Below are 21,588 nucleotides of genomic sequence, written 5' to 3'. Positions count from 1 at the left end.
CCGGGCGCGCCCGCTCAGCGCAGCGCCCCGGCGACCACGGAGGCGGCCCGGGCGATCAGCCGGTCGTCGGGCTCCGCCTCCCGGTCGGAACGGGTCGACAGGATCGCCATCACGATCGGCGCCCCGTCCGGGGGCCAGACCACGGCCATGTCGTTGCGTCCGCCGTACGTCGTCGCCGTCCCCGTCTTGTCCCCGACCACCCACGTGTCGGGCACTCCGGCACGGATGGTCCCGTCACCCGTCAGATTGGTCCTCAGCCACGTCGTGAGCCGCTTCCGCTCGGGAGCACGCAGCACGTCGCCGAGGACGAAGGCGCGCAGGTCACCGGCGAGCGCCCGCGGCGAACTGGTGTCCCGGACCTCGCCCGGCCTCCAGTCCCCGAGCCCCGGCTCGATCCGGTCCATCCGCGTCACGCCGTCGCCGATCGACCGCAGCACGGCCTGGAGGCCCTTCGGACCGCCCAGCTCCTCGAAGAGCAGGTTGCCCGCCGTGTTGTCGCTGTACCGGACGGCGGCGTCGGCGAGGGCGTCCAGCGTCATCCCCGTGTCGACGTGCTTCTCGGTGACCGGCGACGGGTCGACCAGCTCGTCCTTCGTGTACCGCACGACGCGCTCCATGCCGCCCAGCCCCTCCTCGCGCAGCACGGCGCCGGCGGCCAGGGCCTTGAAGGTGGACGCGTAGGGGAACCGTTCGCCGTCCCGGTGGGTGATCTCGCGGCCGGTGCCGGTGTCGATCGCGTAGACGCCGAGGCGGGCGTCGAACGCCTCCTCCAGGGCGCGGAACTCACGCCGGTGGGAGGTGTCGGCGGAGGGGGAGGCGGGGGAGACGGGGACGGGCGGGGAGGCCTGCGCCCTCTGTTCGGCGCAGGCGGTCAGCGGGACGAGGACGAGCGCGGCGGCGAATCCCGTGAGGACGCGCCTGACGCGGGTGGGCTGCATGGTCCGGACCTCCGGTGCGCCCCGGGCAGGGGCGCGTAGGGGCCGGGCCCGCACGGCACCGGCCCGGTGCGTGTCATGAGTACCCGACCACATTCGCCCGCCGTCGCCATGCGGTCCAATGCCGCCACGTGCCGTTCCATGCGGAATCGGCATGGAACGCGGCGGCGCGTAGGGTGCGGGGCGTGGATCTGGTGGCAGCGAGTCGAGCCTTCGTCAGCGTGAGCGAACACGGCGGTTTCACCGCCGGGGCGGCCGCGGCCGGCATGTCCCAGCCGGTGGCCAGCCGCCGCGTCGCCGCGCTGGAGGAGCACGTGGGCGAACAGCTCTTCGAACGCACCTCGCGCCGCGCGGTGCTCACCCCGTTCGGCCGGGACCTGCTGCCGTCGGCGCGGGCCCTGGTGCGCGCCGCCGACGTCCTGCTCCACGAGGCCGAGACGGCACGGCGCAGACCGTGGCGGATCGCGGTGCCCGCCGTCTGCGGCACGGTGGCGCTGGCGCGCCTCGTCGCCGACGCCCGCGCCCTCGGCATCGCCCTCGACCTGCGGATCGCGCCGCCCGCCGAACGCCGGGACCTGGTACGTGCCCGGCAGGTGCGGGCCGCGGTGCTGGCGGTGCCGCCCGACGAGGCGGTCTGGTCGGTGCCGCTGGGCGTCGCCACGGCCGCCGATCCCGGCGTACGCCGCGTCTGGCTGGAGACCCTGCGGGTCGGCCGGACCGACCGGGGCCCGGCACGGAAGCTGTGGATCCAGCCCGAGGACGACGTGCCGCACGTCCGCGATCCCCTGGCACGCCTGCGGGACGCGGTCGGACTGCGCCCCGCGCAGTTCGCCGCGGCGACCGACCTGACGGACGCGGTGGCCGAGGTGCTGTACGGGGACGACCTGCTGCTCTGCTCACCGGGGCAGGCCGCCGGGCTCGGCCTGCACTGGCGGCCGACGGGCGGACTCACCCCGGTCCGGGGGTTCGCGCTCCGCGCGGCGGACGCCGGGGACCCGGCCGGGACGGTCAGCCGCCTGGGCCGCGCCCTCGCCCGCTGCCTGGGCGCGGACGAGGACGGAACCGCGGCGCGGAACACGGACGGAACCACGGACGAGGACGGAACCGCGGCGCGGAACACGGACGGAACCACGGACGAGGGACGGGAGACCGGCACGTGCGCACCGACACGCTGACCGACGAGGTGCGGCGGCGGCTGACGGACGGTGGACTACGAGGCTCCCTTCTGGTGCGGAACCTGCGCACCGGCGAGGAGGTCGGCGTCGACCCGGACACCGTCCTGCCCTCGGCCTCCCTGGTCAAGATCCCCCTGGCGGTGGCGACCTTCGAGCGCGTCCGGCGCGGCGAACTCGACGGCGCCGCCCCGCTCGACGTCGCCCCGGGACGCAGCACCGCCCCCGGACCCACCGGTCTGACCCGCTTCCGCCACCCCGCGCGGATCGCCGTCGAGGACCTGCTCTACCTGAGCACCTGCCTGAGCGACGAGCGGGCCGCCGACACCCTCTTCGGCCTCACCCCGCCCGCACACGTCACCTCGCTCCTGCGGGAGTTCGGCATCCACGGCATCTCCGTGCGCCACACCGTCGACGAGCTCGGCGACACCCCCGTCGAACGCTTCGACCCCGCCCAGGCGCACCTCGCGCACGCGCTGGCCATCGACGCCGGCACCGGCGGCCGCGGCCACCGGGTGCCGCAGCTCGACACGACGCGCGCCAACACCGGCAGCGCCAGGGCCTGGGCCGACCTGCTCCAGGAACTCTGGGCGCCCACGGCCCTCCACCCGCGGGTCGCGGAGGCGGTGCGCGGACTGATGCTGCACAACGTGCTCCGCCATCGCCTCACCCCCGACTTCGCCTCGGACGCGACCACCTGGTGGTCCAAGACCGGCACCCTGCTCAACCTCCGGCACGAGATCGGCGTGGTGGAGCACGCCGACGGCGACGCCTACGCCGTGGCGGTGCTCACCGAATCCCTGGTGCCGGCCGCCGTCCAGCCCGGCGCGGACGCCCTGATGGGCCAGGCGGCCCGCACCCTGCGCGACCACCTCCGCCACGTCTGACGCCCCGGCCGCGGTCGGAAGAGGCGCCGGCTCTGGTCCCGGTCCCGTCCTAGAGGTGGGCCAGGGCGAACGCCGACAGGAAGCCGACCACGGTGACCGGGCCCGTCATCAGGTGCACCCTGCCGTACGCCTCGGGGATCATCGTGTCCGCGACCATCGCCAGGATCGCCCCGCCCGCCACCGCCGTGATCGTCGCCATCACCGCCGCGGACGCGCCGCCCAGCAGGGCGTACCCGGCCAGCGCCGCCAGACCGCTGACCACCGCGATGCCTCCCCACAGGGCGAACACGTAGCCGCGACCGCGTCCGGCGGCACGCATCCCGGCGGCGCTCGCGAGCCCCTCGGGCAGGTTGCTGATGAAGACCGCCCCCACCGTCGCCACTCCCAGGTGCCCGCCTCCCAGCAGGCTGGTGCCGATGACGACGGATTCCGGGACCCCGTCCAGCAGCGCCCCCAGGGCTATGGCGTTGCCCGACCCCGGCGCCTCGCCCTCGGAGGGCTGCTGCTCCCCGGAGCGCTTCCGGTGCCGCGCCCCGCGCCGCGCCAGGAGGGCATTGGCCCCCGAGTACACGACGGCACCGCCGACGGCGCCGGTGACCACGGGCACCATGCCGGAGCGCTCGTACGCCTCGGCGATGAGTTCGAACGACACCGCGGCCATCAGGACACCACTGCCGAAGGCCATGACCAGGGCGATCAGCCGGGGCGGAACCCGCACCAACGTGCCGACGGCCGCCCCCACCAGCAGGGCCGTCCCCGCGAACAGGCCCCACGCGCCCGCAACCAACGCTCCCGCCACAACCGGCCCCTCTCACCATCGTCGACAGACCCGCCCCTCCTACCCCCCGGGGAACGAAAAACGAACACCGAAACGATTCCGGCCGGCACCCGGCAGGTATGGGCGGGACGCGACCGGGCATCCGGGGAAGGAACCGGCCGCACTCCCGGGCCGCCCGTCGACGTCGAAGAACTCCGAGGAGCGAGAAGGTGAAAGGATTCCGCAGCTTCATCCTGCGCGGAAACGTGGTCGACCTGGCCGTGGGCATCGTCATCGGGGCGGCGTTCACCGCCGTCGTCAACGGTTTCGTGAGCGCCTTCCTGACGCCCCTGGTCGGCCTGGCCGCCGGCGCCACCGGCGACATGAACCGCAAGACCTTCGCCGTGGGCGCCACCCAGTTCCCCTACGGCGCCTTCATCACCGCGGTGATCAGCTTCCTGCTCCTCGCCGGCGCCCTGTACTTCCTCGTGGTGCTGCCGATCAACAAGCTGCACGAGCGCCTCGCGCCGCACCAGGACGTCCAGGCTCCCAAGCGTGACTGCCCCGAATGCCTCAGCCCCGTCCCCGCCCGGGCCCGCCGCTGCGCGTCGTGCACCGCCCCCCTGCCCGCCGTACCCGTCCAGCCGGAGGACAGGACCCAGCGCGTCGACTGACCGGGGTCGCGCTGCCGCGACGTCCTCCACGGGCGAGCGATGAGTTCCGGGGACGGATCCGGTCCACCCTGGTATGACGCGCATCATCGCCGACATCTCGGTCTCCCTCGACGGCTTCGTCACGGGCCCCGACCCCGGCCCGGGCAAGGGCCTGGGCACCGGAGGCGAGGCGCTGCACACCTGGGCGTTCTCCGACGATCCCGAGGACCGCCGCCTCCTGCGGGAGGGGACCGCCCGCTCGGGCGCCGTCGTCCTCGGACGCCGCCTCTTCGACCTCGTCGACGGACCCGGCGGGTGGGACGACGAGGTCGGCTACGGCGCCGACGAGGCGGGCAGGCCCGCCTTCGTCGTCGTGACGGGCTCGGTGCCGGAGTCGGTACGGCTCGCCGACCTCGACTGGACGTTCGTCACCACCGGTCTGCCCGACGCCGTCGCCGCCGCCCGCGCGCGTGCCGAGGCGGCGTCGGCACGCACCGGCGAAGACCTCGACGTCGTCCTCATGGGCGGCGGCGCCACGATCGGCTCGGCACTCGAAGCCGGGCTCGTCGACGTCCTGACGCTGCACCTCGCGCCCGTCGTGCTGGGCGCCGGGACCCCGCTGTTCACCGGGGGAGCGCCGTACGCGCTCGTACGGACCGGCGTGCTCCCGACGTCGACCGCGACGCACCTGACCTATGACGTCACGAGGTGATCCGATGACCACGGTCCACGTCAACGGGGTCGCCCTGGGCGTCGAGTCGTTCGGTGCCGACAGCGCGCCGCTCGTCCTGCTCGCGGGCGGGACGACGATGCTCTCCTGGCCCGGCGCGCTGTGCGAGCGCCTCGCCGCCGGCGGCCGGCGCGCGGTGCGCCACGACCTGCGCGACAGCGGGGAGTCGACGACGACGGACCCGGGAGCGCCCGCCTACACGCTGAGGGACCTCGCCGCCGACGCGGCGGCCCTCGTCGACGCGCTCGGCGGGGGACCCGCGCACCTCGCGGGCATCGGCGTCGGCGGGATGGTCGCCCAGGTGGCCGCGCTCGACCACCCGGGCGCGTTCTCGGCGCTCACCCTGGTGGGCACCCGCGCGGTCGCCCCCGGCCCCCCCCGACGACGACCTCCCCGACCACGACCGGGCGGCGATGACCCGGCTGTTCGCGCTCCCGGCGCCCGACTGGACCGACCGCGAGGCGGTCGCGGAGTTCGCCGCCGCCGGCGCGGAGATCCTCGGCGACGACCCCGCCGCCGCGCGCGCGGTCGCCGCACGCGTCTGGGACCGCACGCCCGGCACCGCGCCCCCGGTCCAGACGGCCAACCAGATGGGCACGGTGTTCTCCGCACTCGACTGCGCGCCCCGCTGGCGCGAGCGCCTGCCCGGGATCGGGGTCCCCACGCTCGTCGTCCACGGCCGCCACGACCGGTTCTTCCCCCTCGGCAACGGCGAGGCGCTCGCCCGCGAGATCCCCGGGGCACGGCTCCTCGTCCTGGAGGAGGCCGCCACCGCGATCCCCGACGCGGCGGTCGGCGAGGTCGCCGCGGCGATGCTCGCCCTCGGGTAGGGGAACCGGGGGCCGCTCGCGGCGTGGTTCAGCCGACCTTCTCCCCGGGCGCCGTCGGACGCGCCTCCAGTTCCGGAGCGGCCAGCAGGTCGGCGACGAGCTCCCGCGACCCGCCGATGTAGGTGCTGACCAGGTCCACGTCACCGCCCAGGCACCAGGCGCGGTCCTGCGGCCACCACAGGTCGGGCAGTTCGGCGAACTCGTCCAGGGACACCGGCGAGACGGCATCGGCCAGCGTCCCGGCGAGCAGCACCTCGTCCCGTCCGGGCGTCTCGAAGGAGGGGAACCGGTCGAAGTCCCACCGCCCGTAGCCGTTCCACAGACCGAACCAGCACTGTTCGGGGGTCCGGGTGTGCCGGGCCAGGACGGGGATCAGGGCCCGGGCGACGTCCGGCGGGGTCGGACCCTCCGCCGGGTGCTCGTCCCACACGCCGGGCAGACCGTACTCGGAGGCGTTGTGGTAGGAGGGATCCGCCCCGATCAGTTCGTGCCAGTCCGTGGCGGGTGTCATCGCGCGCCCGTGGGCGGCGGCCACCGCCGCCCAGCGCACCGGCCGCTCGTCCAGGGACGCCGGATGCAGGATCCGGGCGTAGGCGGCGAACCCGGGCGCGGCGACGCCCGCCACCGTCCCGAGGCCGCCGTCCCCCGGGGCGCGCTCGGTGAGCCAACGGGCCGGGCCGAGACCGGCCGTCTCCACGCGCAGGCGTCCGTACCGCTCCGGAGCGGGATACCGGTCCACCGGTCGATAGTCGTCCATCCCGCACAGTCTGCCCGACCGGACCCGACCGGACCGGTCCCGGCCTGCCCCGACCCGATCCGGCCCGACCCGACCTCACCTGCCCCCGTGACCCCCGACCGCCTCCGCCAGCACCCCGGCCGCCTCGGCCTCCGCCACGGCCCGGTCCTCGGCGACGAGCCCGATCCGGGTGCGGCGGTCGAGGAGGTCGGAGGCGTCCAGGGCGCCCTCGTGACGGACCGCCCACAGCAGTTCGGCGCGCGTGACGGGATGCCCGGGTACGACGGGGAGCGCGAGCTCCGGTCGTTCGAGGCCCATCTCGTGCACGGCGACGGCTTCGGTTCCGTAGCGGCGTACGAGGTGCGACGGGGCGTCGAGACCGGCCAGGGTCCGCGGCGCGGCCGCGCCCACGAGGGGCACCGAAGCGGTGCGGCAGGGACCGGCGTCCAGGGCGCGGGCGGTCACGGCGGCGTCCAGGGCGTCCTGCGCCATCCGCCGGTAGGTCGTCAGTTTGCCGCCGACCACGGTCACGACGCCGTCGGGGGAGTGGAGGACCGCGTGCTTGCGCGAGATGTCGGCGGTGCGGCCCTCTTCGCCGCGCGTGTCCAGGAGGGGGCGCAGCCCCGCGAAGGCCCCGACGACGTCCCCGCGCCGGAGGGTGACGTCGAGGGCGGAGCCGAGGACGTCGAGGAGGAAGCCGATGTCGGTCTCGGGCACGTCCGGGACGTCGGGGACCTCGCCGTCGACGGGTTCGTCGGTGAGCCCGACGTACACCCGGCCGTCGCCCTGGGGGAGGACCAGGACGAAGCGGTTGGCCTCGCCCGGGATCGGGATGTGCAGCCCCGTGGCGAGCCCGCCGAGGTTCCGGTCGCGCAGGACCAGGTGGGTGCCGCGGGAGGGGCGCAGCCGGACGTCGCCGACGAGGCCGCCCGCCCACACCCCGGCCGCGTTGACGACCGCGCGGGCGCGGATGCGCAGCTCCTCGCCGGTCGTCTCGTCGCGCACCCGCGCGCCGCCGCCGTCGAGTGCGAGCGCGCGGGTGCGGGTGAGGATCCGCGCGCCGTGCGCCGCCGCGGTGCGGGCGATCGCGGTGACCAGGCGCGCGTCGTCGGTGAGCCGGCCGTCCCAGGAGAGCAGACCGCCGCGCAGCCCGGTGGACCGCAGGACGGGGGCGAGGTGGCGCGTCTCGACGGCGGACAGGGTGCGCGGCGCGGGCAGCGTGCGGCGCGACGTACGGGCGGAGACCCGGAGGGCGTCGCCGGCGAGGAAGCCGGCCCGCGCCAGCGCGGCCTGGCCGCGGCCGACGAGCGGGGTGAGGGGGAGGACGAACGGCTGGGCGCGGACCAGGTGGGGCGCCGTCCGCTCCATCAGGATCCCGCGTTCGACGGCGCTCTCGTGGGCCACGTCGAGCTGCCCGGTGGCGAGGTAGCGCAGTCCGCCGTGGACCAGCTTCGAGCTCCACCGCGACGTTCCGAACGCGAGGTCGTGGGCGTCGATCGCGGCCACGCGCAGTCCGCGCGTGGCCGCGTCCAGCGCCACGCCGGCGCCGGTCGCGCCGAGGCCCACGACGAGGACGTCGACCTCCTCGCCGTCGGCGAGCCGGGCGAGTTCGCGCGCGCGGCGCGCGGCGTTCAGCGAGGAGGCGGACGGGAAGGGGCTGCTCGTGGGGGTCACGGGGTGAGGGTCCTCTCCAGCAGGGTGCGCAGCTCGCCCAGGAAGGCGGCTTCGCTCAGGTCGGGATCGGTCTCGTCGGCCATGGTGCGCAGCGAGAGCGTGAAGGACTGCACGACGAGCAGCAGGGACCGGGCCTGGAGGTCCACCGGTGCCCGGCGCACGGACCCGTCCTCGTGGCCCGCGCCGATCGCGGTGACGAGGAGCTCCAGGAAGGCCTCCTGGCTGGCCCCCCTGCGGTCGAGGACGTACGGCAGGAGCAGCTCGGGATCCACGTCGAGGATCTTGTGGAAGAGCGGGTGGGACCTGAGCGCCGTGGCGGCCGCGACGAGCCCGTCCACGAGCCGCGTCCGGACGGGCCGGCCGTCCGCACCGGCCGGCATGGCACCCGCGGCGGCCGCGATCCACTCACGGGTCATCAGGTCGCCGACCAGGCTGCGGACGTCGGGCCACCGGCGGTACAGCGTCATCCGGGACACGCCCGCGCGCCGGGCGACGTCGGTCAGCGTCGTCCGGCGTACGCCGACGGCGAGCACGCAGTCGCGCGCCGCGTCCAGGAGGAGGTCGGTGTCCGAGCGGTTGCGATCGGACCGGTCCGGTTCCGTCCGGTCGGAATGGTTGTGACGAATGGGCGTCATCTGTCACAGTGTAATGCCAGTGCGGGCCGAACGGCAGCACCGACCGTGGAACAGACCGAGAGGAACGCCTCGAAGTGGACATGTTGTGGAGCGGCTGGGGAGACCCGGCCAAGGCGGCCCCCCTGCCCGACGCGGTCATCGGTCTGCTGCGCGACCTGCTCGGCGTCACCCCCCGCCCGAGCGGACCGGCGACCCTCGACGCCGTCGACGTACCGCCCTCGCCCCTGACCGGCGGGGCGCGCGCCGCGCTTGCCGGGGTGCTCGCCGCCGAGGACGCCCTGCGCGACGACGCCGAGAGCCGCATCCGGCACACCCGGGGCAAGTCCACCCCCGACCTCCTGCGCATCCGCGCGGGCGAGGTCGCCGACGTGCCGGCCGCCGTCGTCCTGCCGGGCAGCCACGACGAAGTGGTGGCCGTCCTGCGCGCCTGCGCCGAACACGGCCTGTCGGCCGTCCCGTTCGGCGGCGGCACCTCCGTCGTCGGCGGCCTGGCGCCCGAGACGAAGCGGCCGTTCGTCGCCCTCGACCTGCGCCGCCTCGACCGGCTGGTGGCGATCGACGAGGTCTCCCGCACCGCCACCCTCGAACCCGGACTGCGCGGCCCGCGCGTCGAGGCGCTCCTGAACGACAAGGGCTGGACCCTCGGCCACTTCCCGCAGTCCTTCGAGTGGGCGTCCGTCGGCGGCTTCGCCGCCGCCCGCTCCAGCGGCCAGGCCTCGGCCGGGTACGGCCGCTTCGACGAGATGGTCCTCGCGCTCACCCTCGCCACCCCCGAGGGCACCCTCGACACGGGCCGCGCGCCCCGCTCGGCCGCCGGCCCCGACCTGCGCCAACTGGTCCTCGGCTCCGAAGGCGCCCTCGGCGTCATCACGGCCGTGACCGTGCGCGTCCGCCCGCTGCCCCGCCGCCGCGTCTACGAGGGCTGGCGCTTCTCCTCCTTCGAGGCGGGCACCGCGGCCCTCCGCCGGCTCGCCCAGGACGGCCCGCGCCCCACGGTGCTGCGCCTCTCCGACGAGACGGAGACCTTCGTCGGGCTCGCGCAGCCGGACGCGATCGGCGGTTCCGACGCTCCGTCGGGCGGGGGCTGCGTGGCCGTCGCCGGATACGAGGGGACCGAGATCGACACCGCGACCCGCCGCGCCGCCGCCCGCGAGGTCCTGCTCGACGCCGGCGGCGAGTACATCGGCGAGGAACCCGGCGACCGGTGGGCGCACGGCCGCTACAACGCGCCGTACCTGCGCGACGCGCTGCTCGACGCCGGCGCCTTCGCCGAGACCCTGGAGACCGCGGCGTTCTGGTCCGCGCTGCCCCGGTTGTACGCCGACGTGCGCGAGGCGCTGACGACGGCCCTGACCGAGGCCGGCACTCCGCCGCTGGTCATGTGCCACGTCTCCCACGTCTACGAGAACGGCGCCTCGCTCTACTTCACCGTCGTCTCCGCGCAGGGCGAGGACCCGGTCGCCCACTGGGAGCCCGCGAAGCGCGCCGCGAACGACGCGATCCTCGCGGCGGGCGGCACGATCAGCCACCACCACGGCGTCGGCACGGACCACCGCGACTGGTACGTCCGGGAGATCGGCCCCCTGGGCGTCCGGCTCCTCCAGGCCGTCAAGGCCGAGGTGGACCCGTCCGGCGTCCTCAACCCCGGGGTCCTCGTCCCCGTCCGCTGAACCCGAGCCCCCGCCGGTCCGCGGGTCCCACCCCCCTCCGCGGGCCGGCGGGCAGGCCGCCGGCCCCCACGGGCCACCGGATCCCGGCCGTCACCGCTCCCGCACCGGTACACCACCCCGGCCGCCGGAACCGTTCGCCGGAACCAACCGCTCCCCACCCCCGCCCGCCGCTCCCTCTCTCCCCTCCGGAGGCCCCACCCATGCGACAGTTCACCGCCGTCGTCAACCCCACCGCAGGCGGTTCCAGCGGCGTGGCGGCCCTGATCCCCCTGGCCCGGTCGCTGCGGCAGGAGGGCGCGCGGCTCGACACCGTCTACAGCCGGAGCCTGGAGCACGCGCGCGAACTCGCCCACCGGGCGGGCGAACGAGGAGACGTCGTGCTCGCGGTCGGCGGTGACGGAATGGCCGGCTGCGTCGGCGGCGCGCTCAGCGGTACGGACACGCTCTTCGGCCTGGTCCCCGCAGGCCGGGGCAACGACTTCGCCCGTGCGCTCGGCCTGCCCGCCGACGCCCCCTCCCTCGCGCGGACACTGCTCGACGGCGAGCCGCGCGCGGTGGACACGATCGAGGTGGAGTCCGCCGCGCACGCGCGCACCTCCGTCCTGGGCAGCGTGTACGCGGGCATCGACGCGATCGCCAACCGCCACGCGAACGCGTCGCGACTCCTGCGGGGAGCGGCCTCGTACTACGCGGGCGGCCTGCGGGCCGTCCTCGCCTGGAAGCCCGCGGCCTACCGCGTCACCGTCGACGGGGTCGTGCACGAGCGCACCGGCTACACGGTCGTGGCCGCGAACTCCGGCTTCTACGGCTTCGGCAGGAACATCGCCCCCGACGCCAGGCTCGACGACGGCCTCCTGGACGTCGTCGTCATCACCCACACCTCGAAGCGCCACTTCTTCGCGGTGATGAACGAGCTGAAGACCGGCGCGCACGTGCGGCGCCCCCAGGTGGAGATCCTGCGCGGGAAGGAGATCCGCATCGAGGCGGACCGGGCCCTCCCCTACGGCGCCGACGGCGAGGTCGACTCGGTCCTGCCGGTGACCGTCCGGGTGCAGCCGAAGGCCCTCCGGGTCCTGGCCTGATCCGCCCGGAGCGGTGCGCCGGGAGCATTCGCGGCCGCCCCGGCCGCACGGCCGGGCCCGGTCACGACCGGTGGCGCCCGGGCCCGGACGCCGACGTCCGCCCCGTGCGGCGCGTACAGTACGGGTGGCGCGGCGAGATACACGAGGAGTCCGTCTTGACCGCGACGAGTCCTGAACACGCCACCGTCCCCGCCGACACCGGCGAGGTCACCCTCCTGATAGCCCGCCGGGTCGACCCCGGCCACGAAGCGGCCTTCGAGCGGTGGGCGAAGGGCATCCTCGACGCCGCGGCCGCCTTCCCCGGCCACCTCGGGTACGGGTTCTTCCGTTCCTCCGGCGGTGACGCCCCGTGGTTCCTCGTCCATCGCTTCCGGGACGCCGGGGCGTGCCGGACCTGGCAGGACTCTCCCGAACGCGCGGCCTGGTTCGCGGACTGCGACGGACACCACCACACGGAGATCGCCCGGCGGGAACTCACCGGCATGGAGACCTGGTTCGCCGAGCCGGGCTCCACCCGGCCCGCGCCGCCCCGGTGGAAGATGGCGGTGAGCGCGACCCTCGCCGTCTACCCGATCTCCGTCCTCGGCAGCCTCTTCCTCCTGCCCCACCTGACCGCGCTCCCCCTCCTCCTCGGCAACGCCGTCACGGCCTGCGTCTTCAACGTGCTCATGACGTACGTGGCGATGCCGGCCGTCAGCAGGCTCCTGCGCGACTGGCTCACCCCGTAGGCACCGCCGCGCCCGGTACGGCGGCCCGGGCGCGGACGCGTACGCATCCCGGCACGGGGCGAATCCTTTCGTGCCCGTCCCGGCTCTTATGGGTGTGCGGACGACCCCGTCCGCCCCGCGACCCACCAGGAGGACCCCATGACCCCCGTCGTCATCGCCGCGGCCGCCGCGCTGCTGCTGTGCGCGTGTACCGTCACGGTGCTGCGCCGCCGGAGGCGCCGGCGTGGCTGATCACACCTGGCCCGGCGAGGCCCTGGTCGCCGCAGCGCAGCGCGGCGACACGGAGGCGCTCACCGATCTGGTGCACGGTTCGTATCCCCACGTGCACCGGTTCGCCCGCACGCTGTGCGCCACCCCGCAGGACGCCGAGGACGCCGCTCAGGAAGCCCTGATCATCCTCTACCGCAAGGTCGGCATGCTGCGGGCCTCCGGGGCGCTGGCGTCCTGGATGTTCCGGATCGTCCGCAACGAGTGCCTGCGCCGCACCCGGGGCCTGATCTCCCACGGCCCGGCCGTCCCGGGCCGTGGGCCGTCCCGGCGCCACGGCGACCCGGGGCGGCACGAGCCGGCGGGCGGGGACCACGCGTCCGGCGCCGCCGCGCGGTCCGCCGAGGAGGACGTCCTGCTGCGGCTGGAAGCCGAGCGCGTCGCCGCCGCGGTCGCCGCCCTGCCCGCCGACCAGAGGCGGGTGCTGGTCATGCGGGACGTCCAGGGCCTGCCCGGCCGCACCGTCGCGAGCCGTCTCGGACTGAGCACCGCCGCGATGAAGTCCCGTCTGCACCGCGCCCGTACGGCGGTGCGCGAGGCACTGCGCGAGGAGCCGGTACGGGCGGAAGGAGAAGGCGATGGCACCTGACCCCACCACGACGGGCGCCGCCCCGTCCGGTGCTCCCGCCGGTGTCGGCACGCCGGGGCCCGGCGGCTTCGCAAGCTCCACCGTCCCGCGTCACCTGGCCCGCGGTGCGATCGGGTTCGGAGCGCTCGTCGCGTCGCTCGCCCTGCTGCCGGCCGTCGGTCCCGCGAGCCTCCTGCTCGCCCCGATCGGCCTGATCGCCCTGCGCGGCTGCCCGATGTGCTGGACGATCGGCCTCGTGGAGACCGTCTCGGCCGGGCGGTTGCGCCGTTCCTGCACAGGGGGGAGCTGCACCCTGCGACGCACCTGACGGTGGTCGCCGCGCGGACACGACCGCGCGGTCACCGCCGCTCCGGCCGGGCCCGGTCCGGGTCCGGTCAGAGCCAGCCCTCCTTCACCGCTCGGACGCCCGCCTCGAAACGGCTGCGGGCGCCGAGCCGGGACATCAGCTCCGAGCTCATCCGGCGGACCGTGCGCAGCGAGACGCCGAGCCGGCGGGCGGCGATGTCGTCCGTGCAGCCGATGCCCAGGAGCATGACGAGTTCGCGCTCCTGGGGGGAGAGGTCGTGGGCGTCGCGCCGGGGCGCCTCGCCGAAGGGGGTGCCCGACTCCCAGAGTCGTTCGAAGAGGACGGTGAGCGCGTGGACCAGGCCGGGGCTGCGCACTTCGAGGGCGCCGGCGCGGCCGTCGAGGGGATCGACGGGGACGAGGGCGGCCTCCCGGTCGACGACGACCATGAGGAGCGGGACGACGGGCACGGTCCGCGCCTCGCCGCCGAGTTCGCAGTACCAGCGGACGTAGTCGACGGTGGGCTGGTCGTTGCGGAAGCTCTCCTGGTAGATGGAGCGGATCTTGACGCCGCGTTCCAGGGCGAGCTGGTCGAGGGGCTGGCTGGCGTCCATGGTGTCGGGCAGTTGGGCCCCGCCCACCAGGAGGGAGAGGCACTCCTCGCGGGCCCCCACGGCGAGCGCTTCGAGCCGCCGGCGCACGGCGTCCAGGCCCACCACCCGCTCCACGACGTCGTGGGCGGGACCGGAGCCGGGGCCGGTGGCGTACCGGGCGAGGATGTCGGCCACCGCCCGCTCGGCCTGCTCGACGTCCCGGCGGCGGCGGTTCAACTCGGCCTCGGCGCGGGCGAGCAGGAACGAGAAGCTGACCTCGGGATTGAACGGGACGGGGTCGCCGGAGCCGTCCTCCATGGCGACGAGACGGGCCTCGGTGAGCCGGCCGAGGGCTTCGCGGACCCGCTCCTGCGGCCAGTCGAGGCGGGCGGCCAGCTCGGCCACGCCCTCCTCGGGATGGTCGAGCATGAGTCTGTAGACGATCTCTGCCGACTGCTGAATTCCCAGCGCCTCCAACAAGGCGTATCCCCCCAGGTAAGGCCATGTGTCCGTAGCGCGTGCGCGGTGATCATATGCCGCTACCGAGCCGTAGGTCTGGACCAATCAAGATGTGACCGAAGTTCGTCAGGTCGACGGACACGGGATCAAGAAAGCGCTGCGGGACGGGAGTTCGTGCTCCAGGATGAAGGCGGGTTGGACTAGACCAACCCGCTCGCCGTCTTCCACGCTCCATCGAAAAGGACCACACCCCCATGGCGATCCCGCAGCGCACCGTCGTCCTCGGTGCCCTCCCCTTCGGCACCGGCGTCGACGAGGCCACCTCCTTCGCGGTCCTCGACCGCTTCACCGAACTCGGCGGCACCGTCGTCGACACCGCCAACAACTACGCGTACTGGCTCGACGGCGCCACCGGCGACGAGTCCGAGGTCACCGTCGGCCGCTGGCTCGCCGCCCGCGGCAACCGCGACTCCGTCGTCCTGTCCACCAAGTGCGGCGCCCGCCCCCGCCCCGGCACGGACGAGTGGGAGGGCCTCTCCGAGAAGGTCGTCAAGACCGCCCTCGACGACAGCCTCACCCGCCTCGGCACCGATCGCGTCGACGTCTTCTGGGCCCACGTCGAGGACCGCGCCGTCCCGCTGGAGGAGACCGTCGGCGCCCTCGCCGACCTCGTCGAGGACGGCAAGGCCGGAGAACTCGGCGCCAGCAACCACGCCGCCTGGCGCGTCGAGCGCGCCCGCGCCCTGGCCGGCGAGCGCCCCCGCTACACCCACCTGCAGAACCGCCACTCCTACCTGCTGCCCCGCTTCGACAAGGCACTGCCCTCCACGGCGCACGTCCACGTCACCCGCGAACACCTCGACTACGCCCGCTCCGAGCAGCTTCCCGTCTGGGCCTACAGCTCCCTGCTCTCCGGCGGCTACACCCGGCCCGAGATCGGCATCCCCGACGCGTACGACCACCCCGGCACCCCGCCCCGGCTCGCCGCGCTCGACGAGACCGCCCGCGAACTCGGCGCCACCGTCAACCAGGTCGTGCTGGCCTGGCTGCTCGGCGGCGAGCAGCGGATCCTGCCGATCGTCGGCGCCAGCCGCGTCGAGCAGATCGAGGAGGTCATGGGCGCGCTGACGCTGACCCTCGACCCCGAGCAGCGCCGCCGCCTCGACGAGGCCGGCGCCTGACGCTCAGGTTCCACCCGCCGCCGGGGCCGGAGAGACCAGCAGCTCCTGGCCCCGGTGGTCGGACAGGTCCCCGGGATCGGTCAGCGCGTACCGGTGCACGCGAAGGCCCCCGCCCGTGAACGTCCAGTCCAGCCGCCACAGCGGCAGCGGCCCGGCGCCCCAGCTCACCGGCAGCGCCGAGGAGGACGCCGTCGCCGCGTCCGCGAACGCGCCCCGCAACCCGTCGAGATCGCCCATCGCCGGGGTCGTGTTGAAGTCCCCCGAGATCAGCAGAGGATGCGGGTTCGCGCGGGCGTCCGCGAGCAGCGCCGCGTAGTGCCGCTTGCGCACGGCGTCGGTGTCCCGCACCACCCGGTAGAAGCCCCGGCTCAGCGGCGACCGCTCGATGTCCACCTGCACCGGGACGTGCACGTTGTAGAACGACACCACCCGGCCCGCCACGTCGACGTCGGTGCGCAGCACCTTGTTCCGCTCGAACCGCTCCCGCCACGGCACCGACCGGTCGTCCGTCGCCTGCCCCGGGCCGACCGGGGGAGTGGCCACCACCGGGAAGCGCGAGAGCGTCACCAGCTCGCCCCGCACCACCACCCGGTAGCCGGGGAAGGCGGCGCGCAGCGCGGCCAGCCGGTCGATCTCCGTGTGCGTTCCGTCCTCCCAGGCCAGGTACTCCTGGAGCAGGTACACGTCGGCGTCCCGCGCGCGCAGGAAGCGGTGGAAGGCGGCCGGGTCGTCGGTGGTGTCCCAGTACAGGGTGTTCCAGGAGAAGACCCGCAGCGCGCCCGCCGGGGCCGGCCCCGGTCCGCCCCCCGGCACCAGGGCGCCCCAGTGCACCCCCGCCCGCCCGGCCCCGGCGAGCAGCAGCACCACCAGCGCCCCGGCCAGCCACCGGCGGCGCGCCCGGTCCCCCACGGCCGCGCAGAGCGCGAGCAGCACCAGCGGCACCGCGAGGAAGGCGAGCGGGGGAACGAGGTCGGGCAGCAGCCACGGCCACCACGTCCCACTGAGGAACAGGCCCGGCAGGGCGAACAGCGCCCACCCCGCCACGGCCCACGCGAGCATGCGCGGAAAGGTCGTCCGAAGGTTCACGACCGGGAACGCTAGCAGGGCCCAAGTCCTCTTTCGCTCAAGCGAGTTGACCGTCTCGAACTGCGAGAACGGGCGATACGGGAACGATACGCGTCCCATACGCCGACCCGGTGTGCTCTTCCCATGACGCAAACCGTGTCGGTCGTCATACCGGCCCACAACTCCGCACGCACCCTCGACGCCTGCCTCAGATCCGTGTACGCCCAGACCCACCCCGTCCACGAGGTCATCGTCGTCGACGACGGCTCCACCGACGCCACCGCCGAGATCGCCCGCCGCCACCCCTGCACCCTCCTCGGCGACGGCGTCAACCGGGGCGTCTCCGCCGCCCGCAACACCGGCATCGCCGCCGCGACCGGGGACGTCCTCTTCTTCCTCGACTCCGACGAGGCCCTCACCCCCGGCTCCGTCGAGGCCGCCCTGGAGATCCTCCGCGCCGACCCGGCCTGCGGCTGCGTGCACGGCGTCATCGCCCCCGAGCCGCTCGTCGACGACGGTCCCGTCGAGTGGTACAAGACCCTCCACGCCCACTGGTGGCGGGCCCGCGGCGCCGGAGTCGTCCAGACCGCCCTCTTCGCCCAGGCGGCCGTGCCCCGCGAGGTCTTCGCCCGGATCGGGGGCTTCGACGAGTCGCTGCGGGACTCCGAGGACCTGGAGCTCAGCGACCGGCTCGCCCCCCACTACCGGATCGTCCTCACCGAGCGGGTGGCGGCCCACCACGACGAGGAGCACCGGCTCGGCCCGCTCCTCGCCGAGACCTACCGGCGCGCCCTCCTCCTCGTCCCCGCCCTGCGCTCCGCGCGGGCCGGCGGCCGCTCCCACCTCACCGCCAACACCCCCGCCTCCGTCCTGGCCGCCGCCTTCCTCCTCCTCGGCTCCCCGGTCCTCGCCGTACTGCTCCCGCTCCTCGGCGCGCCCGGTGCGTGGGCCGCCCTGCCTGCCGCCGCCGGCCTGCTCGCCTTCTGCCTCGCCAACGCCGGTCTCATCGGCTTCGCCGCCCGCCGCCGGGGCGCCGCCTTCGCGCCCTTCTTCACCGCCGTCCACCTCGCCTGCCACGCGGCCCTGCTGGCCGGGGCGGCGGTGGGAGCCCTGAGGACCCTGCCCCCGGGACGACGCACGAAGATCCCGGCCCAGGGGCAGCGCACGAAGACCCCGGAGCCGCCCGCCCCCGCGAAGGCGGGCGCCCGATGACGGACCGACTCCGCCGCTGGCTCACCCCCGTCGTGGTGGCCGCCGCCCTCGTCGGCGTCTTCCTCCTCGTCCGGGACCAGGGGGCCGAGGCCGCCCGCGCCTTCGCCCGCGCCGACGCCGTCCCGCTGCTCGCCGCCTCCGTCCTCGCCAACGTCGCCGGCCTCGTCCTCGCCGTCCACGCCTGGCGGGTCCTCATTCCCGGCGACCACCCCGTCCGGGGCCTGCTCGCCGCGAAGATCTACTTCCTCGGCCAGCTCAGCAAGTACGTGCCCGGCCGCGTCTGGGGCGTCCTCACCCACATCGCCCACGGCCGCGCGGCCGGCGTGCCCGGGGCCCGGATGACCTCCGCGTACGTGCTCAGCCTCGCCCTCACCCTGCTCACCGGCGCCGCCGTCGGCCTCGCCGCCGCCCCCGCCGCCCTGCCCGGCCACTGGTACTGGCTCTGCCCCCCGGTCCTGGTCTTCCTCGCCGGGGTCGTCCGGCCCGCGATCATCACCCGGCCGGTCACCTGGCTCACCGCACTGGCCCGCAGGCCCGTCGACCCGCCGCCGGACACCGCCGTCCGCCGGGCCGTCCTCCTCGCGCTCGCCTCCTGGGCCGCCTCCGGACTGCACCTGTGGTTCCTGCTGCTCGCGATCGGCGCGCCCCCGTGGTCCGGCCTCGGCGCGGCGGTCGGCGGCTTCGCCCTGGCCACCGTGGTCAGCAGCCTCGCCGTGATCGTGCCCGACGGCTGGGGCGTACGGGAGCTCACCCTCACCGCGGCCCTCGCCACCGTCCTGCCCGGCGGACTCGCCGCCGCGGCCGCCCTCGCCAGCCGCCTGGTCTGCGTCCTCGCCGAACTCGGCAGCTCGGCGGCGGTCCTGACCTGGTCCCGGATCCGCGACGCCCGCGACGGCACGCCGCCGGTCCGCACGAACGGAACCACCGCGACCGCCGGAACGCCCGGCACCCCCGTCCACGAATTCGCCGGCGTCCCCCACGCCCACCCGCACGCCCTCATCCTCCCGATCGGAGAGAACGCCCGTGTACACCCTTGACGAAGCCGAACGGTTCGACGTCGACCAGGTCCACGACCTCTACCGCCGCTACGTGAACAAGAGCCAGGTCTCCCTCATGACCTCCTTCGGCTTCGGCCGCGAGCTGGTCAGGAGCGCGGAGGGGGCCCACCTCACCCTCACCGACGGCCGCCGCGTCCTGGACCTCACCGGCGGCGTCGGCGTCCTCAACCACGGCCACAACCACCCCCGCATCCTCGCCGCCCGCGAGCGCTTCGCCCGCGACAAGCGCATGGAGGTGCACAAGACCTACTTCTCGCCCTACCTCGCCGCCCTCGGCCACAACCTCGCCGAGATCCTCCCCGGCGACCTGAACATGGCCTTCCTGCCCAACTCCGGCGCCGAGGCCGTCGAAGGCGCGGTCAAGCTCGCGTACAAGTTCCACAACGGCAAGCGGAACACCGTCCTGCGCGCCGACTGCGCCTTCCACGGCAAGCTCCTCGGCTCCGGCGGACTCACCGGCCAGGCCCAGTTCGGCTTCCCCACCATCCCCGGCGTCGACACCTTCCGCTACGACGACCTCGAATCCGTCCGCCGGGCCGTCGCCGCCCACAAGGGCGACGTCTACGCCCTGCTCATCGAGCCGTTCAGCGCCTCCACCATCCAGGAGTGCTCCGAGGAGTTCCTGCGCGGCCTGCGCGAGATCTGCGACCGGGAGAAGATCGTCCTGATCTTCGACGAGATCTACACCGGCTGGGGCAAGACCGGCTCCCTCTTCCACTTCATGCGCTACCCCGGCCTGATCCCGGACGTCCTCACCACGTCCAAGTCCTTCGGCGGCGGCAAGTCCTCCATCTCCGCCTACGTCGCCCGCGAGCCGGTCTTCCGCAAGGCGTACGACAACCTCGGCGACGCCCTGATGAACTCCACCTCCACCACCTACTACGGCTTCGGCGAGGAGTGCGCCACCGCCCTCGAAGCCGTCAACATCGCCGTCGAGGACGACTACCCGGCCCGCGCCCGCGCCCTCGGCGCCGTCCTCCAGCCCGGCCTGGAACGGCTCGCCAAGCAGTACCCCGACGAGATCGGCCGGATCGCCGGCGCCGGCGCGCTCTGGGGCGTCTTCATCGAGGGCGGCCCCAGGATCCTCGACCTGGTCGCCAAGCTCGCCCCCGGCGGCATGGCCCGCGACCCCCGCTTCAAGACCAAGCTCGTGACCTGCGCCGTCATCAACGCGCTCTACCAGGACCACGACATCTACACCTACTACACGCTCAACGGGAACAACCCGCTGATCATCGGCCCCTCCCTCGTCACCGAACCCGAGGAGGCCGAGCGCGTGATCGACGCCCTCGACGACGTCCTCTCCCGCGGCCTCACCGGCCTCGTCGCCCGTTTCATCAAGCAGAAGGTGAGCTCCCAGTGGTGATCACGATCACCGGCGCGGCCGGCATGCTCGGCTCCCGCCTCGCCGAACGGCTCCTCGCCGAAGGCCACGAGGTCCGCGGGGTCGACCTGCGCCCCGGCCCCGGCGTCGTCCTCACCGGCGACATCCGCGACCGCGCCCTGGTGGACAAGGCCCTCGACGGCGCCGACGTCCTCGTCCACGCGGCCGCCGCCCTGCCCAGCTACCCCGACGAGCAGATCCGCTCGATCATCGTCGGCGGCACCCGCAACGTCTTCGCCGCCGCCGCGGCCGCCGGCACCCCCCGGGTCGTCCACATCTCCTCGACCGCCGTCTACGGCCTGCCGACCGTCGTGCCGACCCCCGAGGAGTACCCGCGCGAGCCGGTCGACACCTACAGCCGCGCCAAGGCCGCCGCCGAGGAGATCGCCGAGCGGTACCGCGCCGAGGGCATGTGCGTGCCGATCCTCCGCCCCAAGACCTTCGTCGGTCCCGGCCGCATGGGCCTCTTCTCCATGCTCTTCGAATGGGCCGAGGAGGGCCGCAACTTCCCCGTCCTCGGCAAGGGGAACGTCAGGATCCAGATGTTCGCCGTCGACGACCTCGTCGACGCCGTCACCACCGTCATCCACGCCGAGGACGACGTCGCCAACGACACCTACAACCTCGCCGCCACCGAGTTCGGCACCCTGCGCGAGGACTTCCAGGCCGTCCTCGACGCCGCCGGCCACGGCAAGCGGGTCGTCGGCCTGCCCGCCCGGCCCGCCCTCGCCCTGCTCAGCGTCCTCCAGCGGCTCAAGCTCTCCCCGGTGTACGGGCGCCTGCTGCACAAGCTGATGGACGACTCCTACGTCAGCACCGACAAGGCCAAGGCCCGCCTCGGCTTCGCCCCGCGCCTGTCCAACGCCGAAGCGGTCCTGCGCACCTACGCGTGGTGGCGGACCGCCCGGCACGCCACCCCGGCCGCGGGCACGACCGGACGCACCAGCCGGGACCCGTGGAAGCAGGGCCTGCTGTCCACCGCGAAGATCTTCTTCTGAGGGGCTGT

The 21,588-nt window shown here is 74.6% G+C and carries 21 protein-coding genes and 1 pseudogene; 15 read left to right on the top strand and 7 right to left on the bottom strand.

Going from position 1 to position 21,588, the window contains the following annotated elements:
- Positions 1 to 14: 14 nt before the first annotated feature.
- Positions 15 to 938: a class A beta-lactamase gene (gene bla, locus ACFYNX_RS11325; RefSeq protein WP_388660207.1), complete on the bottom strand. Its 924-nt coding sequence runs from the start codon at positions 936 to 938 to the stop codon at positions 15 to 17.
- A gap of 182 nt (positions 939 to 1,120) precedes the next feature.
- Here bla and ACFYNX_RS11320 point away from each other — a divergent pair, with 182 nt between their 5' ends.
- A complete protein-coding gene (locus tag ACFYNX_RS11320; RefSeq protein WP_388660204.1) occupies positions 1,121 to 2,110 on the top strand; it encodes a LysR family transcriptional regulator in 990 nt (329 codons plus the stop codon).
- Entirely contained in the window at positions 2,092 to 2,994 is a 903-nt protein-coding gene (locus tag ACFYNX_RS11315; RefSeq protein WP_388660201.1) for a serine hydrolase, read from the top strand. The genes ACFYNX_RS11320 and ACFYNX_RS11315 overlap by 19 nt, the downstream gene beginning before the upstream one ends.
- A 49-nt stretch (positions 2,995 to 3,043) precedes the next feature.
- On the opposite strand, the gene ACFYNX_RS11310 is transcribed toward ACFYNX_RS11315, so the two are convergent.
- Positions 3,044 to 3,793, bottom strand: coding sequence for a ZIP family metal transporter (locus ACFYNX_RS11310; RefSeq protein WP_388660198.1), 750 nt, complete (start codon positions 3,791 to 3,793; stop codon positions 3,044 to 3,046).
- Positions 3,794 to 3,981: 188 nt separating this feature from the next.
- On the opposite strand from ACFYNX_RS11310, the gene mscL reads away from it, so the two are divergent.
- The 3 genes and pseudogenes from mscL (at position 3,982) to ACFYNX_RS11295 (ending at position 5,964) form a co-directional block, all read left to right on the top strand.
- Positions 3,982 to 4,425 (top strand): large conductance mechanosensitive channel protein MscL, encoded by a 444-nt coding sequence (gene mscL, locus ACFYNX_RS11305; protein WP_365542192.1) that lies wholly within the window; start codon positions 3,982 to 3,984, stop codon positions 4,423 to 4,425.
- A 73-nt stretch (positions 4,426 to 4,498) separates the two neighbouring features.
- Positions 4,499 to 5,116: a dihydrofolate reductase family protein gene (locus tag ACFYNX_RS11300; RefSeq protein WP_365542191.1), complete on the top strand. Its 618-nt coding sequence runs from the start codon at positions 4,499 to 4,501 to the stop codon at positions 5,114 to 5,116.
- A 4-nt stretch (positions 5,117 to 5,120) separates the two neighbouring features.
- Positions 5,121 to 5,964: pseudogene (locus tag ACFYNX_RS11295) on the top strand (alpha/beta fold hydrolase).
- A gap of 28 nt (positions 5,965 to 5,992) precedes the next feature.
- Here ACFYNX_RS11295 and ACFYNX_RS11290 read toward each other — a convergent pair.
- The 3 genes from ACFYNX_RS11290 to ACFYNX_RS11280 all read right to left on the bottom strand — a co-directional run bounded on the left by ACFYNX_RS11290 (position 5,993) and on the right by ACFYNX_RS11280 (position 9,009).
- The gene (locus tag ACFYNX_RS11290) at positions 5,993 to 6,721 is read right to left on the bottom strand and encodes a hypothetical protein (RefSeq protein WP_388660193.1); all 729 of its coding nucleotides are present in this window, start codon (positions 6,719 to 6,721) and stop codon (positions 5,993 to 5,995) included.
- Between the two features lie 75 nt (positions 6,722 to 6,796).
- Positions 6,797 to 8,374: a glycerol-3-phosphate dehydrogenase/oxidase gene (locus ACFYNX_RS11285; RefSeq protein WP_388660190.1), complete on the bottom strand. Its 1,578-nt coding sequence runs from the start codon at positions 8,372 to 8,374 to the stop codon at positions 6,797 to 6,799.
- Complete coding sequence (locus ACFYNX_RS11280; protein WP_125666928.1) at positions 8,371 to 9,009, bottom strand: TetR/AcrR family transcriptional regulator; 639 nt, start codon at positions 9,007 to 9,009, stop codon at positions 8,371 to 8,373. The genes ACFYNX_RS11285 and ACFYNX_RS11280 overlap by 4 nt, the downstream gene beginning before the upstream one ends.
- A gap of 74 nt (positions 9,010 to 9,083) precedes the next feature.
- Between ACFYNX_RS11280 and ACFYNX_RS11275 the strand changes: the two genes are divergently transcribed.
- From ACFYNX_RS11275 to ACFYNX_RS11255, 5 genes are all read left to right on the top strand, one after another.
- Positions 9,084 to 10,679: an FAD-binding oxidoreductase gene (locus ACFYNX_RS11275; RefSeq protein WP_388660187.1), complete on the top strand. Its 1,596-nt coding sequence runs from the start codon at positions 9,084 to 9,086 to the stop codon at positions 10,677 to 10,679.
- Between the two features lie 200 nt (positions 10,680 to 10,879).
- Positions 10,880 to 11,761 (top strand): YegS/Rv2252/BmrU family lipid kinase, encoded by an 882-nt coding sequence (locus ACFYNX_RS11270; RefSeq protein ID WP_365542183.1) that lies wholly within the window; start codon positions 10,880 to 10,882, stop codon positions 11,759 to 11,761.
- 155 nt (positions 11,762 to 11,916) lie between these two features.
- Entirely contained in the window at positions 11,917 to 12,489 is a 573-nt protein-coding gene (locus ACFYNX_RS11265; protein WP_365542181.1) for an antibiotic biosynthesis monooxygenase, read from the top strand.
- 223 nt (positions 12,490 to 12,712) lie between these two features.
- Entirely contained in the window at positions 12,713 to 13,345 is a 633-nt protein-coding gene (locus tag ACFYNX_RS11260; RefSeq protein ID WP_388660184.1) for an RNA polymerase sigma factor, read from the top strand.
- On the top strand, positions 13,335 to 13,652 hold the full coding sequence (locus tag ACFYNX_RS11255; protein ID WP_388660181.1) for a hypothetical protein: 318 nt from the start codon (positions 13,335 to 13,337) through the stop codon (positions 13,650 to 13,652). Before ACFYNX_RS11260 ends, ACFYNX_RS11255 begins: the two co-directional genes overlap by 11 nt.
- Positions 13,653 to 13,719: 67 nt before the next feature.
- On the opposite strand, the gene ACFYNX_RS11250 is transcribed toward ACFYNX_RS11255, so the two are convergent.
- On the bottom strand, positions 13,720 to 14,703 hold the full coding sequence (locus ACFYNX_RS11250; protein WP_365542175.1) for a helix-turn-helix transcriptional regulator: 984 nt from the start codon (positions 14,701 to 14,703) through the stop codon (positions 13,720 to 13,722).
- A gap of 233 nt (positions 14,704 to 14,936) precedes the next feature.
- Here ACFYNX_RS11250 and ACFYNX_RS11245 point away from each other — a divergent pair, with 233 nt between their 5' ends.
- A complete protein-coding gene (locus ACFYNX_RS11245; RefSeq protein ID WP_388660177.1) occupies positions 14,937 to 15,863 on the top strand; it encodes an aldo/keto reductase in 927 nt (308 codons plus the stop codon).
- A 3-nt stretch (positions 15,864 to 15,866) separates the two neighbouring features.
- On the opposite strand, the gene ACFYNX_RS11240 is transcribed toward ACFYNX_RS11245, so the two are convergent.
- Entirely contained in the window at positions 15,867 to 16,922 is a 1,056-nt protein-coding gene (locus ACFYNX_RS11240) for an endonuclease/exonuclease/phosphatase family protein (protein WP_388660174.1), read from the bottom strand.
- 150 nt (positions 16,923 to 17,072) lie between these two features.
- On the opposite strand from ACFYNX_RS11240, the gene ACFYNX_RS11235 reads away from it, so the two are divergent.
- Genes ACFYNX_RS11235 through ACFYNX_RS11220 form a run of 4 tightly spaced genes read left to right on the top strand, consistent with a single transcriptional unit; the run spans position 17,073 to position 21,580 of the window.
- A complete protein-coding gene (locus ACFYNX_RS11235; RefSeq protein WP_388660171.1) occupies positions 17,073 to 18,140 on the top strand; it encodes a glycosyltransferase family 2 protein in 1,068 nt (355 codons plus the stop codon).
- Entirely contained in the window at positions 18,137 to 19,177 is a 1,041-nt protein-coding gene (locus ACFYNX_RS11230) for a lysylphosphatidylglycerol synthase domain-containing protein (RefSeq protein ID WP_388660168.1), read from the top strand. The genes ACFYNX_RS11235 and ACFYNX_RS11230 overlap by 4 nt, the downstream gene beginning before the upstream one ends.
- Positions 19,164 to 20,564: an aminotransferase class III-fold pyridoxal phosphate-dependent enzyme gene (locus ACFYNX_RS11225; RefSeq protein ID WP_365542167.1), complete on the top strand. Its 1,401-nt coding sequence runs from the start codon at positions 19,164 to 19,166 to the stop codon at positions 20,562 to 20,564. The genes ACFYNX_RS11230 and ACFYNX_RS11225 overlap by 14 nt, the downstream gene beginning before the upstream one ends.
- Positions 20,558 to 21,580 carry an NAD-dependent epimerase/dehydratase family protein gene (locus ACFYNX_RS11220; protein WP_388660165.1) on the top strand — a complete coding sequence of 341 codons (1,023 nt, stop codon included), beginning with the start codon at positions 20,558 to 20,560 and terminating at the stop codon, positions 21,578 to 21,580. Before ACFYNX_RS11225 ends, ACFYNX_RS11220 begins: the two co-directional genes overlap by 7 nt.
- Positions 21,581 to 21,588: the final 8 nt, after the last annotated feature.

Origin of the sequence: Streptomyces sp. NPDC007872 (genome assembly GCF_042868165.1) — a bacterium.
In the GTDB taxonomy this organism is placed as follows: Bacteria; Actinomycetota; Actinomycetes; order Streptomycetales; family Streptomycetaceae; genus Streptomyces.
This window is presented reverse-complemented; position numbering and strand designations above follow the sequence as displayed.